The following is a 16,152-nucleotide window of genomic DNA, read 5'->3' as shown; positions in this document are numbered from 1 at the left end:
TCAGGGGTCGAGGAGCTGCGCCAGGTGCAGCGCGTCTATTGAGGCTAGGTCGTCCAGCTGAGTCCTGCAGGAGAATCCGTCAGCGACAACGATCGCGCTGTCGCCAGCGTTACGAACCGCAGGCAGCAGCTGCTGCTCGGCGACCGCGACCGAGACCTCGTAGTGGCCCTTCTCGACACCGAAGTTGCCGGCGAGTCCGCAGCAGCCTGACAGCCGCTGGATCGTGGCGCCGGTCGACTGCATGATCGCCAGGTCCGCCTCGAACCCGAGCACCGACGCCTGGTGGCAGTGCGGCTGCACGACGAGTGTCGTGCCCGTGAGGTCGGGCGCACGCCAGCCCTCGGTCCGCTGCAGCAGCTCCGACAGGGTGAACACGCCGCGGGCCACGTCGACGGCGCGTGGGTCATCGAGCAGCTCGACGGCGTCCGAGCGCAGGACGGCCAGGCACGACGGCTCGAGGCCCACGACCGGCACGCCCTCCATGACGTACGGATGAAGCTGCGCGACGGCGTTGCCGACGATCGACCGCGCCTTGTCCAGCTGTCCGGTCGTGATCCACGTCAGCCCGCAGCACGCGGATCGGGCGAGGAGCTCGACGCGGTAGCCGGCGCCCTCGAGAACACGTACGGCTGCCTTGCCGCCCTCGGTCGAGAAGAAGTCGGTGAACGAGTCGGCCCACAGCAGCACGCGGCCGCGTGGCGCGTCGGCGACGGGCGTACGCCGGCGGGCCCAGCGACTCAGGCTCCCCCGCGCGAACGTCGGCAGGCTGCGCCGCTGGTCGACGCCGGCCGCCCAGCGGGCGAGGGACCGGACGCCGGGCGTGCGGAGGCCGAGGTTGGCGAGCCAGGCGATCGGCGAGGTGACGCGCGCCCAGAACGGCAGCCGGCCGAGGATGTAGTGACTGCGCGGGCGGAGACGCCCCTTGTACGACTGGTGCAGCACCTCGGACTTGTAGGTCGCCATGTCAGTGCCGGTCGGGCAGTCCGAGGCGCACCCCTTGCACGACAGGCACAGGTCGAGGGCCTCGTGGACCTCTGCGGCACGGAACCCTCCCGTCACGAGGCGGCCGTCGATCATCTCCTGCAGCACCCGGGCGCGCCCGCGAGTCGAGTCCTTCTCGTTGCGGGTCGCCTGGAAGGAGGGGCACATGACGCCGTTGGACCCGGCGTTGTCGGCGATGCACTTGCCGACGCCGGTGCAGCGGTGGACCGCCTTGCCGAAGTCACCGTCGTCGTGCAGCAGCCGCAGGCCCAGCCTGCCGTCGAGGCGGTCCAGTGAGGACTCCGGCCCACGGAGGTCTGCGTCGACCGGTCGCGGGCGTACGAGGACGCCAGGGTTGAGCAGGTCATCGGGGTCGAGCACCGCCTTGACCTGGGCGAACAGGTCGATCGCCTCGGCGGAGTACATCAGGTGCAGCAGCTCGGACCGCGCTCGACCGTCGCCGTGCTCGCCGGAGAACGATCCACCGTGCGACGCGACGAGTGACGCGGCGTCGAACATGAACGACCGGAACACCTCCTTGCCGCCCGGAGCATCGAGTGGGAAGTCGATCCGGATGTGGATGCAGCCGTCACCGAAATGACCGTAGGGAACGCCGTCGAGTCCCCGGTCGCGAAGGAGCGACTCGAACTCGCGCAGATAGGTGCCGAGCTTGTCGGGCGGCACGGCGGCGTCCTCCCAGCCCGACAGCGCCTTGCCCGGCAAGGTGCGGGTCGCGAGGCCGGCGCCCTCCTCGCGGATGCGCCAGAGCACGGCTTGCTCGCGCACGTCGGTGACGACCCGGCTCGCGATGGCCGAGGACGCTGCCGAAGCACGCTGCACGGTGTCGGCGACGAGGCCAGGATCGTCGCCGGAGATCTCGACGAACAGCCAGCCCTGGCCGCGGGGCAGCTCGGGCACCGAACCCTTGTGCATGCGGAAGACGTCGACGATGCGGGAGTCGAGGCCCTCGCACGCGGTCGGGCCGAACGGCAGGAGTGCCGGGACGTCGTCGGCGGCATCGGCCATCGATGCGTAGCCGAGCACGAGGATCTGCCGGTGCGGCGGATCCTCGACGAGCCTCACGGTCGCCGACGTCATCGTCGCGAGGGTGCCTTCGGTGCCGGCGAGGAAGGTCGCGACGTCGAAGCCGCGCTCGGGCAGCAGGTGCTCGAGGCTGTAGCCGGAGACCTGCCGGCCGAACCTGCCGAACTCCGTGCGGATCACGCCGAGGCCGCCCTGCACGACCTCGTCGAGCCGGTCGAGGGTCGGTGACTCTGTGCGCCCTCCGGCGGTCACCGAGAGCTGCTCCCCCGCCATCGTCACGACATCCAGGCCCACGACGTTGTCCGCCGTGCGCCCATAGGCCAGCGCACGCGAGCCGCAGGCGTTGTTGCCGATCATGCCGCCGACGGTGCAGCGGGTGTGGGTCGAGGGGTCCGGGCCGAAGCGCAGACCGAACGGCGAGGCCGCCTTCTGGAGCACGGCGTGGACCGTCCCGGGATCCACACGGGCCGTGCGGGCCTCGACGTCGATGTCGTGGACCCGGTTGAGGTGCCGGGTGAAGTCGATGACGACGCCCGTGCCGACCGCGTTGCCGGCGATCGACGTGCCGGCGCCGCGCGAGGTCAGGGGCGTACCGGTCAGGCGGCAGGCCTCGACGGTCGCGAGCACCTCCTCGACGCTGCGCGGGCGGACGACGACCTGCGGGATGACGCGGTAGAGCGACGCGTCGGTGCTGTAGAGCGCACGGGCCAAGGTGGTGTCGTCGACCTCCGCGACACCCAGCTTGCGCAGCTCGGCGACGACGTCCCGGGTCGCGACCTCGACGGAGCTCACCACAGCTCGATCGACTCGTCGAGGATCGTCGCGACGGCGTCCTCGGTGACCTCGAGCGGGGCGGTCGCGAGCAGCCGCTGCTGCTTCATGGTGCCCTCGACGAGGGAGTCGATGTCGCCGGACGTGAAGCCGACGGCGCCGATGCCCGCCGGGATGCCGACGTCGCGCATGATCGCGGCCAGCACCTGAGGGAGCGCTTCGGCCGGGTCGTCAGGACGATCGGCGCCGGGGGCGAGCAGGTCGGCAGCCCGGAGGTGGCGCTCGGGCGACGCCGCGAACGTGTAGCGGAACGCGGCCGGCGCGGTCAGCGACACCGCCATCCCGTGCGGCACCATCGCATGGTCCGCGGGATAGTCGGCCGGCCGGAAGTCGCGGACCTGACCCGCGATCGGATACGCGTTGGCGTGCGGGATGTGCACGCCGGCGTTGCCGAAGCCGAGCCCCGCGAACGTCGCCGCCATCGCGACCTCGGTGCGAGCCGCCAGGTCGTCGCCGTCGCGTACGGCCGCCCGGAAGGACGAGGCCATGAGGCTCAGTGCCTTCTCGGACCACATGTCGGCGATCGGGTTGGCGCCGCAATAGGGCACCCGCTCGTCGGCCTGCTTGTGCTCGTACGACTCGAAGGGCCGCGCCGTGTAGCTCTCGAGGGCGTGGCACAGGATGTCGAGACCGGCTGCCGCGGTCACGCCGGCCGGCTGCGTCAACGTCAGCTCGGGGTCGACGACTGCGAGGGTCGGCCGGAGCCGGGCGTGGGAGATGCCGGTCTTGACGTGCTGGCTGACGACGTCGAGCACACAGATCGTCGTGCTCTCGCTGCCGGTCCCGGTCGTGGTGGGCAGCGCGATGAGAGGCAGCAGCGGCTGCTTCGGCGCCCTGGCGCGGCCGACCGGTGCGTTGACGTAGTCCATCAGCTCACCGTCATTGGTCGTCAGCAGGTTGACCGCCTTGGCGGTGTCGATGCTGCTCCCGCCACCGATCGCCACGATGGCGTCGAACGGTCCCTCGGCGCGGGCGAAGTCGATCGCCTCGACCAGGCTGGCGTCGGTTGGCTCGACCCTGGACCGGTCGAACACGACCGCCTCGATCGACGCGGCCCTCAGGGACTCGGCGATCTCCCCCGGCGCACCGGTCGCAGCGACGCCCGGGTCGGTGACGATCAGGACCCGCCTCGCGTCGAGCTGCGCGAGGTCGTGCCCCAGCTCGTGTCGCGCTCCGACGCCGAACTTCAGACCCGGAGCACCGTACGTGAACACGGTCTCGGGGCGTGCGGGATGAAAGCTCGGCACGGTGCTGCTCCTTCGGATCGACGCGTCCAGCGTACTAGCATGCTACTCCGGTGGCGAGGCCGCTCCATCCGGGACGTACAGGTGCGGGCGCAGGCGATCGGCCCAACCGGACTCCGGCGCCGGGTCGTCTGGAGTGGCCGCCTGGGCCATGAGGAGCGACGCGGTCGAGACCAGGTGCTCCTCCATGTGCCGCGCCGCCGCAGTGGCGTCGCGCGCAGCGATCGCCGTCACGATCGGGACGTGCTCGCCGAGGATCTCCGGCATGCCGCGTGAGCGGTGCAGGGTCGAGGCGCCGCGGGTCTGGATGGAGTCGCGGAGCGCGGCGACCTCGTGCTGTGCCCTCTGGTTGCCGAGAACCGCCCCGATCGTCTCGTGGAGCGCTCGGTCGTGGACCGTGAACGCCGACTCGTCACCAGCCGTCGCCGCGTCTCGCATCCCGTCGAGCTCGGCCTCCAGCAGGCGTACGTCGTCGTCGGTCGCGTGTGCCGCGGCATATGCGGCCGCCGGCACCTCGATCATGAGTCGCAGCTCGAACACCGAGCGCACGTCCGTCACGGACACACCCCGGATGCGTACGCCGCGGTTGCGCTCGATCGTCACCAGTCCGAGGTCGGCGAGCCGCAGGACGGCTTCACGCACGGGCGTACGGGACACCTCGAGCAGGTCGGCGAGACGATAGATCGAGTGCAGCGAGCCCGCCGGGAACTCGCCGGACAGGATCGACTCGCGCAACGACGCGAGCACGCGATCGGTCGTCGTGACCCGAGCGGCCATCGCGTTCTCCTCTCCGGACGCCGGGACCGTACGGTCCGCTCCCTTGGGCGGGAACGATATCGTGTGGTGTTGGTGCACGAGATCTCGTCGCAATGGCGCTGCTCGGAACGCCTGACCGACCACGTCCCCCATGGGGATCCGACGAGGGGATTGCATGAAGTCTCGCTGCTTCCGGGTGATGTTGTCACTGGTCGCGCTGACGTTGGTCGCGGCCTGCGACGGTGGATCTGCCGGTACGCCCACGCCGACCTCGACGCGCACCACGACCCAGCCGCCGGACGTCACCGAGCACGAGTCGGGGCCCGAGAGCCCCATCACGTACGGCCTCCAGGTACCGCGAGGCGCGACGCAGCTCGGCCCTCTGATCCGCTACCGCAGCGCCCGGCTCATCGCCGCTTACCTGCCTGAGCTCAAGGCAGCACAGGCGCAGAAGGATGCCGAGGCTCGTGACAAGGCGGCCGAGAAGGCCAGCGAGGGCACCCCGACGACGCCCACCACCCCGACACCCGACACCCGGCCGAGCGACGACACGTTCAAGCTGCTCGACGACCCGCCCAAGCCGGACTCGACGGTCTCGCTCATGCGCATCGACGGCGATCCGTCCGATGTCGTACGTCGCATGCTCGCGCAGATCGCCGCCCTGCTGCCCGACTCGGGCGTCTCGACCGACGACCTCGGCAACTACTGCAGCTCGGCGCAGCGCCGCATCACCAAGTGCCGCCTCGCGATCCAGGGCATCGCCCAGGGTGACCGCGAGATCCGCGTCGTGATGACGGTCGACCCCGGCAAGATCGCGACCCGTACGTCGGGCCCTTCGGACCTGACCCGCCCCGTCATGACGATCTCGGTCGAGTACGTCGGAGAGCCCCGCAAGGGCCAGCTGTCGCGCGAGTCCAACTCGCTCGACGGCGTCAAGAGCATCGACTCCGAGCCGGAGAAGTCAGGGCTGATCTGGCCCAAGATGGACGAGGACGCCCCGGCGACCAGCAAGCTGCTCAACGGCTGGACCGCGCCGACCTCTGCGACGATCCTGCTGAGTGGCTACCACCCGAGCTTCGTCGTCATCACCGCCAAGCGCGCCGTCGACGCCGACGTCACCGCCGAGCAGTACGTCCTTGCCAACAGCCCCAACGGTCGCATCAGCAAGGATGTCGTCGAGGACCTCAACGAGGTCAGCACGACCTATTCGACGCGCACCAAGAACGGCGGCACGGCGCGGGCGACCTACGTCCTGTCGGCGCGCGGCAACTACAGCGTGCTGTTCTACGAGCCGACGTCGAACTGATCCAGGTGCTCCAGCGCATGGGTCACCATGGGCAGCACGGGGCGGGTGACTGAGCCGATCTCCTCGATCGGCACCCAACGGACGAGATCCGTCGTGCCGTCGACGTCGACGACGTGCGGCTCGATCGCGGGATCGACCTCGACCGCGTAGAGCAGGTGCACGCCGTGGTAGTCCTCGTACTGGTCGCCGCGGCCGACCTCGACGATGTGCACGTGGTGCACGTCGACGAGCCGGGCGCTGATCGCCTCGAGACCGGCCTCCTCGTAGAGCTCACGTCGTACGGCATCGTTCGGCGACTCCCCGTGGTCGACGCCCCCACCGGGGAGGGTCCAGGTGCCGGCGGGATAGCCGATCGGCGAGATGCGGGTCAGCAGGAGGCGGCCGGCGTCGAGCGCGACGGCGTACGCACCCAGGCGCTGGGTACGGGACGGATCGACCACTCGTGCTCCCCACTGATGCGTCACAGTGCACGTTCAGACAGTGCTTATAGAGTCAATCACAATGAGTGCGCTCGAACCGTTGCCCGTCACCACGTCTCCGGCCAAGGAGCGCGTGGCCTACCTCGACAACGCCCGCTACTGGGTCATGCTCCTCGTCGTGATCGGCCACTCGCTCACCCAGTTCACCGACATGGACTCCGCACGCGGGGTCTACGTGTGGATCTACTCGTTCCACATGCCGTTCTTCATCCTGATCTCGGGCTACACGGCGCGCCGCTACATGGGCGATGCCCGCCAGGTGCGCCGCATCGTCAGCACGCTGGTCGTGCCCTATCTCCTGGTCGAGACCACGATGCAGCTCATCACCCGGCACTACACCGGCGAGCCCGATCCCCTGATGATCCTGTCCCCGCAGTGGCTCGCCTGGTTCATGGCGGCCCTGTTCGTCTGGCGGCTGACGACGCCGATCTGGCGCGCGTTGAAGTACCCCATCACGACGTCGATCGTGATCTCGCTGCTGGTCGGGCTGATCGAAGTCCCCAACGTGCTCGCGCTGCCCAAGATCCTGGGCTTCCTGCCGTTCTACGTCGTCGGGCTGCACATGAGCCGCGAGCGGTTCGAACGGCTCACGACCCCTCGCGTGCGGGCGGCGTCCGTCGTCGTGCTCGGCTCGGCGCTGCTGATCTGTTACGTCTACTCCAAGAACTGGACGACCGACTGGTTGCTGTGGAAGCAGCGCTACGACGAGAACCCGCTCAGCGCCACGCCGATCGAGGGCATCACCCAACGCGCCGAGCTGCTGGTGATCGGCTTCCTGCTGACGTTCGCGGCGCTCTCACTCGTCCCCCGTCGCCGCTCGTGGACCACGGCGCTGGGCGGCCGTACGTTCTACTGCTACCTGATCCACGGCTACATCATCTTGTACCTGCAGTACCAGTTCGAGATCTTCGACCGGGTCGACCGGTTCGGCGTGGGTGCCGTGATCGGCTGCTCGCTCATCGCGGTCGTGGTGGCCAACCTGCTCATGACCAAGCCCATCGCCACGGTGTTCCGGCCGATCTTCGAACCCAGGCTGGACTGGCTGTTCAGGCCCGTGGAGAAGCCGGCCTCCGCCAAGGCGCCGGAGCCGGCCACCGATCGTTCCACCGCTGCCACGTGAAGCGGATCGCCGCGACGCTGACGCTGCTCCTCGTTGCCGCGTGCTCGAGCCCCAGCCCGGCCCACGAGTCGAACCCCTCACCGTCCGCCAGCCACAAGCCCGTCCCGGTCCTGGTGAAGACCGGATGCGCCGACCTCGTGGTGCTCGGCCTTCGCGGCTCGGACCAGTCGCTCGACAAGAACTTCGGCTCGGGCCAGGAGATCCTCCGCACCGTGCGCGCGATGTCCCGGGACCTGCACCGGACGACGGGGACGACCGTACGTCTCGAGGGCATCCCCTATCGCGCGCAGAGCGCACCCAGCGCCGCGATCTACCAGGCGTACGTCGACGACGGCGCCACTCGGGCCCGCACGCGTCTGGCCCAGCTCGCCGAGCGGTGCCCCCGCAGCAAGGTCGCCCTCGTCGGCTTCAGCCAAGGCGCACAGGCGGTGCACGAGCTCGTCACGAGCCTGGCGGCGACGGCCTCGCGACAGGTCGCCCTCGTCGCGATGATCGCCGACCCGCGCCGCAATCCTGATGACGCGATCGCCTCGTGGACGTACGGGAAGGCAGCGCCGGGACCGGGCAAGCTGGGTGCCGGGCCTCCGGTCCCCCGCGCCCTGCGGCCGGTCACGATCGAGTTCTGCGCGACCGGCGACGAGATCTGCAACTGGCCGCCTGGCGGCTACTCGGGTCCACTGTCCGACACCCACCGGCACTTCTACGAGACGCCGGCGCACTCCCGGTCGACCGGGCGCCAGATGGCCGAACTGCTGCGCAAGAGCGGGCTCTGACACGGCAACAGCCCCCGACCGATCGGCCGGGGGCTGTTGACGTGTGGTGCCTGGTTACTTCTCGTACGACGTGAAGTCGAAGTCATCCAGCTGCACCGGAGCGGAGTCCGGAGCGCCGAAGCCGTAGTCGTAGTCGCCGTAGCCGGTGACGGCGTAGGCGGCCTGACGAGCCTCTTCGGTCGGCTCGACCCGGATGTTCTTGTAACGGTCGAGACCGGTACCAGCCGGGATGAGCTTGCCGATGATGATGTTCTCCTTGAGGCCGCGCAGCGCATCCGACTTGCCGTGGATGGCGGCGTCGGTGAGGACGCGGGTCGTCTCCTGGAAGGAAGCGGCCGACAGCCACGACTCGACGGCCAGCGAGGCCTTCGTGATGCCCATCAGGACCGGACGGCCGGAGGCGGGGGTGCCACCCTCGGCGACGACGCGACGGTTCTCTTCCTCGAACTTGGCCCGATCGACCAGGTCACCCGGGATGAGGTTCGACGCGCCCTGCTCGATGACCGTCACGCGACGGAGCATCTGGCGCACGATGATCTCGATGTGCTTGTCGTGGATCGCCACGCCCTGCGAGCGATAGACCTCCTGGACCTCGTCCACGAGGTGCTCCTGCGCCCGGCGGACACCGAGGATGCGCAGGACTTCCTGCGGATCCGGGGTGCCGTGCGTGAGCTGCTGGCCGACCTCGACGTGGTCGCCGTCGGCGATGAGCAGACGCGAACGCTTGGTCACGGGGTACTCGAGCACCTCGGAACCGTCGTCCGGCGTCACCACGAGCTTGCGCGTCTTGTCGGAGTCGTCGATCTCGACCCGGCCAGCGGACTCGGTGATCGGCGCACGACCCTTGGGCTGACGCGCCTCGAAGAGCTCCACGACGCGCGGCAGACCGTGCGTGATGTCGTCTCCGGCCACACCGCCGGTGTGGAACGTACGCATCGTCAGCTGCGTGCCGGGCTCACCGATCGACTGGGCGGCGATGGTGCCGACCGCCTCACCGATGTCGACGAGCTTGCCGGTCGCGAGCGAACGGCCGTAGCACTTGGCACACGTGCCGGCCTTGGCCTCGCACGTCAGGACCGTACGGACCTTGATCTCCTCGACACCGGCAGCGATGAGCTGCTCGATCTCGACGTCGCCGAGGTCGCCGCCGGCCGCGACGAGCACGGTGCCCTTGGCGTCGGTGACGTCGACAGCTGCCGAACGCGAGTAGGCCGAGGTCTCGACGTTCTCGGCGGCGACCAGACGGCCGTCGTCGAGCTTCGTCGCGATGACCTTGGGCAGACCGCGCTCGGTGCCACAGTCGTCCTCACGGATGATGACGTCCTGGCTGACGTCGACGAGTCGACGCGTCAGGTAGCCCGAGTCGGCCGTGCGGAGTGCGGTGTCGGCGAGTCCCTTGCGGGCACCGTGGGTGGCGATGAAGTACTCGACCACCGACAGGCCCTCGCGGAAGTTGGCCTTGATGGGACGAGGGATGATCTCGCCCTTGGGGTTGGCGACCAGACCACGCATGGCGGCGATCTGACGGACCTGCATCATGTTTCCGCGGGCACCGGAGTCGACCATCATGAAGATCGGGTTGTCCTCGTGGAAACCCTTCTCCATCTCGGCCGAGACCTCGGCAGTTGCCTGCGTCCAGATCTCGATGAGCTCCTGACGACGCTCGTCCTCGGTGATGAGACCGCGGTCGAACTGCGTCTGGACCTTGGCCGCCTGCGTCTCGTAGGTCGCGAGGATCTCGGGCTTGCGGCCCGGGGTCACGACGTCCTCGATGGAGATCGTCACACCGGAGCGCGTGCCCCAGTGGAAGCCGGTGTCCTTGAGGTTGTCGAGCGAGTTGGCGACGTCGACCTTGGAGTAGCGCTCGGCGAGGTCGTTGACGATGACACCGAGCTCCTTCTTGCCCACCTGGTAGTTGACGTAGCGGTAGTCCTCGGGCAGCGCCTCGTTGAAGATCGCCCGGCCGAGGGTCGTCTCGACGGTCTCGCCACCGATGCGGATCTTGACGTGGCTCTGGAGCGTGATCTCGTCGCGCTCGAACGCCATGACGGCCTCCGAGACCGAGCTGAACGCGCGACCCTCACCGATGTGCCCCGCACGCTCGAGCGTGAGGAAGTACAGACCGATGATCATGTCCTGGGTCGGCATCGTGACCGGCCGGCCGTCAGACGGTTTCAGGATGTTGTTGGTCGACAGCATCAGGATGCGGGCCTCGGCCTGCGCCTCCGCGCTCAGCGGCAGGTGCACGGCCATCTGGTCACCGTCGAAGTCGGCGTTGAAGGCCGAGCAGACGAGCGGGTGGATCTGGATGGCCTTGCCCTCGATGAGCTGCGGCTCGAACGCCTGGATGCCCAGACGGTGCAGCGTGGGCGCGCGGTTGAGCAGCACGGGGTGCTCGGTGATGACCTCTTCGAGGACGTCCCACACGACCGGACGAGCCCGCTCCACCATGCGCTTGGCGCTCTTGATGTTCTGCGCGTGGTTGAGGTCGACCAGCCGCTTCATGACGAACGGCTTGAACAGCTCGAGCGCCATCTGCTTGGGCAGACCGCACTGGTGCAGCTTGAGCTGCGGGCCGACGATGATGACCGAACGGCCCGAGTAGTCGACGCGCTTGCCGAGCAGGTTCTGACGGAAGCGACCCTGCTTGCCCTTGAGCATGTCGGAGATCGACTTGAGCGGACGGTTGCCCGGTCCGGTGACCGGACGGCCACGACGGCCGTTGTCGAACAGCGAGTCGACGGCCTCCTGCAGCATGCGCTTCTCGTTGTTGACGATGATCTCCGGAGCACCCAGGTCGAGCAGTCGCTTGAGCCGGTTGTTGCGGTTGATCACGCGGCGGTAGAGATCGTTGAGATCGCTCGTCGCGAAACGTCCACCGTCGAGCTGGACCATCGGACGCAGCTCCGGCGGGATCACCGGGACGGCGTCGAGGACCATGCCCTCGGGCGCGTTGCTGCTGCCGAGGAACGCGGAGACGACCTTGAGGCGCTTGAGCGCGCGGGTCTTCTTCTGACCCTTGCCGGTCGCGATGATCTCGCGCAGGGACTCGGCCTCGGCCTCGAGGTCGAAGTCCTGCAGGCGCTTCTGGATCGCCGTGGCGCCCATGTAGCCCTCGAAGTACTTGCCGAAGCGGTACGTCATCTCGCGGTAGAGCAGCTCGTCGCCCTCGAGGTCCTGGACCTTGAGGTTCTTGAAGCGGTTCCAGACCTCGTCCAGACGGTCGATCTCGCGCTGCGTACGGTCGCGACGCTGCTTGGCCTCGCGCTCGGCGGCGTCCTTGACCTTGCGCTTGGCGTCGGCCTTGGCGCCCTCGTCCTCGAGCTCCTTGAGGTCTTCCTCGAGCTTCTGCATGCGCTCGTTGACCTCGTTGTCACGACGGCTCTCGAGCTGCTTGCGCTCGAGGTCGATCTTGGTCTCGAGGCTCGACAGGTCCTTGTGACGCGCGTCCTCGTCGACCTTGGTGATCATGTAGGCCGCGAAGTAGATGACCTTCTCGAGGTCCTTGGGGGCCAGGTCGAGCAGGTAGCCGAGCCGGCTGGGCACACCCTTGAAGTACCAGATGTGCGTGACCGGAGCGGCGAGCTCGATGTGGCCCATGCGCTCACGGCGCACCTTGGACCGCGTGACCTCGACGCCGCAGCGCTCGCAGATGATGCCCTTGAAGCGCACGCGCTTGTACTTGCCGCAGTAACACTCCCAGTCCCGGGTGGGACCGAAGATCTTCTCGCAGAAGAGGCCGTCACGCTCGGGCTTGAGCGTGCGGTAGTTGATCGTCTCCGGCTTCTTGACCTCACCGAACGACCATCCGCGGATGTCGTCGGCGGTCGCGAGACCGATCCGGATCTGATCGAAGAAGTTCACGTCGAGCACGTTGTCTTCTTTCCCTTGCTTGTTCTGAAAACTGATGTGGTTGCGATGGGGAAGGTCCAGCCCTGGGGGCTAGACCTCCTCCACGCTGGAGGGCTCACGCCGGGACAGGTCGATGCCGAGTTCTTCGGCGGCACGGAAGAGATCCTCTTCCGCGTCGCGCATCTCGACGGCCGAACCGTCACTGGACAGCACCTCAACGTTGAGACACAGGGACTGCATCTCCTTGACGAGAACCTTGAACGACTCGGGGATACCGGGTTCGGGCACGTTCTCGCCCTTGACGATCGCTTCGTAGACCTTGACGCGTCCGAGGATGTCGTCCGACTTGATGGTCAGGAGCTCCTGCAGCGCGTACGCCGCTCCGTAGGCCTCGAGGGCCCACACCTCCATCTCGCCGAAGCGCTGTCCACCGAACTGCGCCTTACCGCCGAGAGGCTGCTGCGTGATCATCGAGTAGGGACCCGTGGAGCGTGCGTGGATCTTGTCGTCGACGAGGTGGTGCAGCTTGAGCAGGTACATGTAGCCGACCGAGACGGGATCAGGGAACTTCTCGCCGGTACGACCGTCGAAGAGCACCGCCTTGCCGTCACGCTTGACCATGCGCTCGCCGTCCCGGTTGGGGAGAGTCGAGGCCAGCAGGCCCTGGATCTCGTCCTCACGGGCACCGTCGAACACGGGCGTCGCGATGTTGGTCGAGGGCTCAGCCTTGTCCGCCTTGATCTTGCGGAGGGTCTGCGCCCACTCGTCCTTCTCTTCGTCCGGGATCTGCCAGCCGGTCTTGGCGACCCACCCGAGGTGGGTCTCCAGCACCTGTCCGACGTTCATGCGTCCGGGGACACCGAGCGGGTTGAGCACGATGTCGACGGGCGTGCCGTCCTCCAGGAAGGGCATGTCCTCGACCGGAAGGATCTTGGAGATGACGCCCTTGTTGCCGTGGCGACCGGCGAGCTTGTCGCCGTTGGAGATCTTGCGCTTCTGGGCGACGTAGACGCGTACGAGCTGGTTGACGCCCGGGGAGAGCTCGTCACCCTCGGCCGCGTCGAAGACACGGACGCCGATGACGGTGCCCGACTCGCCGTGCGGGACCTTGAGCGAGGTGTCGCGCACTTCGCGCGCCTTCTCACCGAAGATCGCACGGAGCAGGCGCTCCTCCGGGGTCAGCTCGGTCTCACCCTTGGGCGTGACCTTGCCGACCAGGACGTCGCCGTTGCCGACCTCGGCACCGATGCGGATGATGCCGCGCTCGTCCAGGTCCGCCAGCATCTCCTCGCTGACGTTGGGGATGTCGCGGGTGATCTCCTCGGGACCCAGCTTGGTGTCGCGGGCATCGACCTCGTGCTCCTCGATGTGGATCGAGGTCAGCAGGTCGTCCTGGACGACTCGCTGCGAGAGGATGATCGCGTCCTCGTAGTTGTGACCCTGCCACGGCATGAAGGCCACGAGCAGGTTCGTCCCGAGGGCCATCTCGCCCTCGTCGGTGCACGGGCCGTCGGCCAGCGGAGTGCCGACCTCGACGCGCTGACCCTGAGCGACCAGCGGACGCTGGTTGGTGCAGGTGCCCTGGTTGGAGCGACGGAACTTCGCCAGACGGTAGGTGAAGTAGGAGCCGTCGTCCTGCATGATCTCGATCGCGTCCGCGGACACCTCGTTGACCACACCGGCGACCTTGGCCACCGTGACGTCACCGGCGTCGACCGCGGCACGGAACTCCATGCCGGTGCCGACGAGCGGGGCGTCGTTGCGGATCAGCGGGACGGCCTGACGCTGCATGTTCGAGCCCATGAGGGCGCGGTTGGCATCGTCGTGCTCGAGGAACGGGATCAGCGCCGTGGCGACCGACACCATCTGACGAGGCGAGACGTCCATGTAGTCGACGTCGCCGGCGGGACGAAGCTCAGCCTCGCCACCCTTCTGGCGTACCAGGACCATGTCCTCGGCGAAGGTGCTCTTGTCGGTCAGGACCGAGTTGGCCTGCGCGATGATGAAGCGGTCCTCGTCGGTCGCGGTGAGGTAGTCGACCTGCTCGGTGACCTTGCCCTTGACGACCTTGCGGTAAGGCGTCTCGACGAAGCCGAACGAGTTGATCCGGCCGTAGGACGCGAGCGAGCCGATCAGGCCGATGTTGGGGCCTTCCGGGGTCTCGATCGGACACATGCGGCCGTAGTGCGACGGGTGGACGTCACGGACTTCGTAGCCGGCGCGCTCACGGGACAGACCACCAGGTCCGAGGGCGGACAGGCGACGCTTGTGCGTCAGTCCGGCCAGCGGGTTGTTCTGGTCCATGAACTGGCTGAGCTGCGACGTGCCGAAGAACTCCTTGAGCGCCGCGACGACCGGGCGGATGTTGATCAGGGTCTGCGGCGTGATGGCCTCGACGTCCTGGGTCGTCATGCGCTCGCGGACGACCCGCTCCATGCGCGCCAGACCCGTGCGGAGCTGGTTCTGGATCAGCTCGCCCACGGTGCGCATGCGGCGGTTGCCGAAGTGGTCGATGTCGTCTGCTTCGACGATCGTCTCACCGGCCGGCGTCGCCAGCTCGGTCTCGCCTGCGTGCAGGGCGACGATGTACTTGATCGTCGAGACGATGTCGTCGATCGTCAGCGTCTGCTGGTCGAAGGCCTCTTCGACGCCGAGCTTCTTGTTGATCTTGTAGCGACCGACCTTGGCCGTGTCGTAGCGCTTGGCGTTGAAGTAGTAGTTGTCCAGCAACGTCTGCGCGGCCTCGCGGCTGGGCGGTTCGCCCGGACGCAGCTTGCGGTAGATGTCGAGGAGCGCCTCGTCCTGGGTCGTGGTGTTGTCCTTCTCCAGGGTCAGGCGGATCGACTCGTACTGGCCGAACTCCTCGAGGATCTGTGCCTCGCTCCAGCCCAGCGCCTTGAGCAGCACCGTGACGCTCTGCTTGCGCTTGCGGTCCAGGCGTACGCCGACCAGGTCGCGCTTGTCGATCTCGAACTCGAGCCACGCACCACGCGACGGGATGACCTTCGCGGTGTAGATGTCCTTGTCGGACGTCTTGTCGGGGACGCGCTCGAAGTAGACGCCCGGCGAGCGGACGAGCTGCGAGACGACGACACGCTCGGTGCCGTTGATGATGAACGTGCCCTTGTCCGTCATGAGCGGGAAGTCGCCCATGAAGACGGTCTGGCTCTTGATCTCGCCGGTCTCGTTGTTCATGAACTCGGCGGTGACGAACAGCGGAGCGGCGTAGGTGACGTCGCGGTCCTTGCAGTCCTCGACGGAGTACTTCGGCGGCTCGAAGCGGTGGTCACGGAACGACAGGCTCATCGTCTCGGAGAAGTCCTCGATCGGGGAGATCTCCTCGAAGATCTCCTCGAGCCCGGACTTGGTGGAGACGTCCGTGCGGCCACCGGCGAGGGCTTCCTCGACACCGGCCTTCCAGGACTCGTCGCCGATCAACCAGGCGAAGCTGTCGGTCTGCAGAGCCAAGAGCTCTGGGACCTCGAGAGGTTCTGAAATTTTTGCAAAGGAGATGCGGCGGGGCTGAACAGTTGCGGAGGTGCGCGAGGCGGCCAAGAGGGGTCCTTCCAAGGGCTCGCAGGCGGGTGGCTCGATGGATCGTGCTGCGCGCACGCCAATCGACCCCGGTCAAGGGGACATGGGCAGACAGAGCGGGCGCGAAAGTTCAGTGTAACCCGCAGGGCACAGCGAAGCAAGGGCGGGTCTTGACAAAGCCCGCTGCTTGGGGGAGTCTATTTGGCTTTTCGGACAGAAGCCCGCATTTCAC

General features: G+C 67.7%; 9 protein-coding genes. 3 read left to right on the top strand and 6 right to left on the bottom strand.

Translation table 11 applies throughout. The annotated features are described in order from the left end of the window. Genes ESP70_RS07935 through ESP70_RS07925 form a run of 3 tightly spaced genes read right to left on the bottom strand, consistent with a single transcriptional unit; the run spans nucleotide 1 to nucleotide 4,877 of the window. Nucleotides 1–2,817 (bottom strand): FAD-binding and (Fe-S)-binding domain-containing protein, encoded by a 2,817-nt coding sequence (locus tag ESP70_RS07935; protein WP_246161970.1) that lies wholly within the window; start codon nucleotides 2,815–2,817, stop codon nucleotides 1–3. After that, nucleotides 2,814–4,103 carry a hydroxyacid-oxoacid transhydrogenase gene (locus tag ESP70_RS07930; RefSeq protein ID WP_149688786.1) on the bottom strand — a complete coding sequence of 430 codons (1,290 nt, stop codon included), beginning with the start codon at nucleotides 4,101–4,103 and terminating at the stop codon, nucleotides 2,814–2,816. The genes ESP70_RS07935 and ESP70_RS07930 overlap by 4 nt, the downstream gene beginning before the upstream one ends. Nucleotides 4,104–4,145: 42 nt before the next feature. Next, nucleotides 4,146–4,877, bottom strand: coding sequence for a GntR family transcriptional regulator (locus tag ESP70_RS07925; protein ID WP_188110551.1), 732 nt, complete (start codon nucleotides 4,875–4,877; stop codon nucleotides 4,146–4,148). A gap of 154 nt (nucleotides 4,878–5,031) precedes the next feature. Between ESP70_RS07925 and ESP70_RS07920 the strand changes: the two genes are divergently transcribed. Continuing rightward, the gene (locus ESP70_RS07920) at nucleotides 5,032–6,162 is read left to right on the top strand and encodes a hypothetical protein (protein ID WP_188110550.1); all 1,131 of its coding nucleotides are present in this window, start codon (nucleotides 5,032–5,034) and stop codon (nucleotides 6,160–6,162) included. On the opposite strand, the gene ESP70_RS07915 is transcribed toward ESP70_RS07920, so the two are convergent. Then, nucleotides 6,141–6,602: an NUDIX hydrolase gene (locus ESP70_RS07915; protein ID WP_188110549.1), complete on the bottom strand. Its 462-nt coding sequence runs from the start codon at nucleotides 6,600–6,602 to the stop codon at nucleotides 6,141–6,143. The two genes, ESP70_RS07920 and ESP70_RS07915, sit on opposite strands and share 22 nt — an antisense overlap. Before the next feature lie 61 nt (nucleotides 6,603–6,663). Here ESP70_RS07915 and ESP70_RS07910 point away from each other — a divergent pair, with 61 nt between their 5' ends. Together ESP70_RS07910 and ESP70_RS07905 are read left to right on the top strand one after the other, a co-directional pair. Continuing rightward, nucleotides 6,664–7,761 carry an acyltransferase family protein gene (locus ESP70_RS07910; protein WP_149688782.1) on the top strand — a complete coding sequence of 366 codons (1,098 nt, stop codon included), beginning with the start codon at nucleotides 6,664–6,666 and terminating at the stop codon, nucleotides 7,759–7,761. Next, nucleotides 7,758–8,534, top strand: coding sequence for a cutinase family protein (locus ESP70_RS07905; RefSeq protein WP_149688781.1), 777 nt, complete (start codon nucleotides 7,758–7,760; stop codon nucleotides 8,532–8,534). The genes ESP70_RS07910 and ESP70_RS07905 overlap by 4 nt, the downstream gene beginning before the upstream one ends. Before the next feature lie 54 nt (nucleotides 8,535–8,588). Here the strand turns inward: ESP70_RS07905 and ESP70_RS07900 are convergent, their stop codons facing one another. Together ESP70_RS07900 and rpoB are read right to left on the bottom strand one after the other, a co-directional pair. Further along, nucleotides 8,589–12,407, bottom strand: a complete 3,819-nt coding sequence (locus ESP70_RS07900) for a DNA-directed RNA polymerase subunit beta' (RefSeq protein WP_149688780.1) — start codon at nucleotides 12,405–12,407, stop codon at nucleotides 8,589–8,591. A 69-nt stretch (nucleotides 12,408–12,476) separates the two neighbouring features. Further along, nucleotides 12,477–15,941 (bottom strand): DNA-directed RNA polymerase subunit beta, encoded by a 3,465-nt coding sequence (gene rpoB / locus ESP70_RS07895; RefSeq protein ID WP_188110548.1) that lies wholly within the window; start codon nucleotides 15,939–15,941, stop codon nucleotides 12,477–12,479. Nucleotides 15,942–16,152 lie beyond the last annotated feature (211 nt).

The sequence above is a fragment of the Aeromicrobium ginsengisoli genome, from assembly GCF_004134905.2.
In the GTDB taxonomy this organism is placed as follows: Bacteria; Actinomycetota; Actinomycetes; order Propionibacteriales; family Nocardioidaceae; genus Aeromicrobium; species Aeromicrobium ginsengisoli.
Note: the sequence above shows the minus strand (reverse complement) of the source record. Positions and strands in the feature narration are given on the sequence as shown.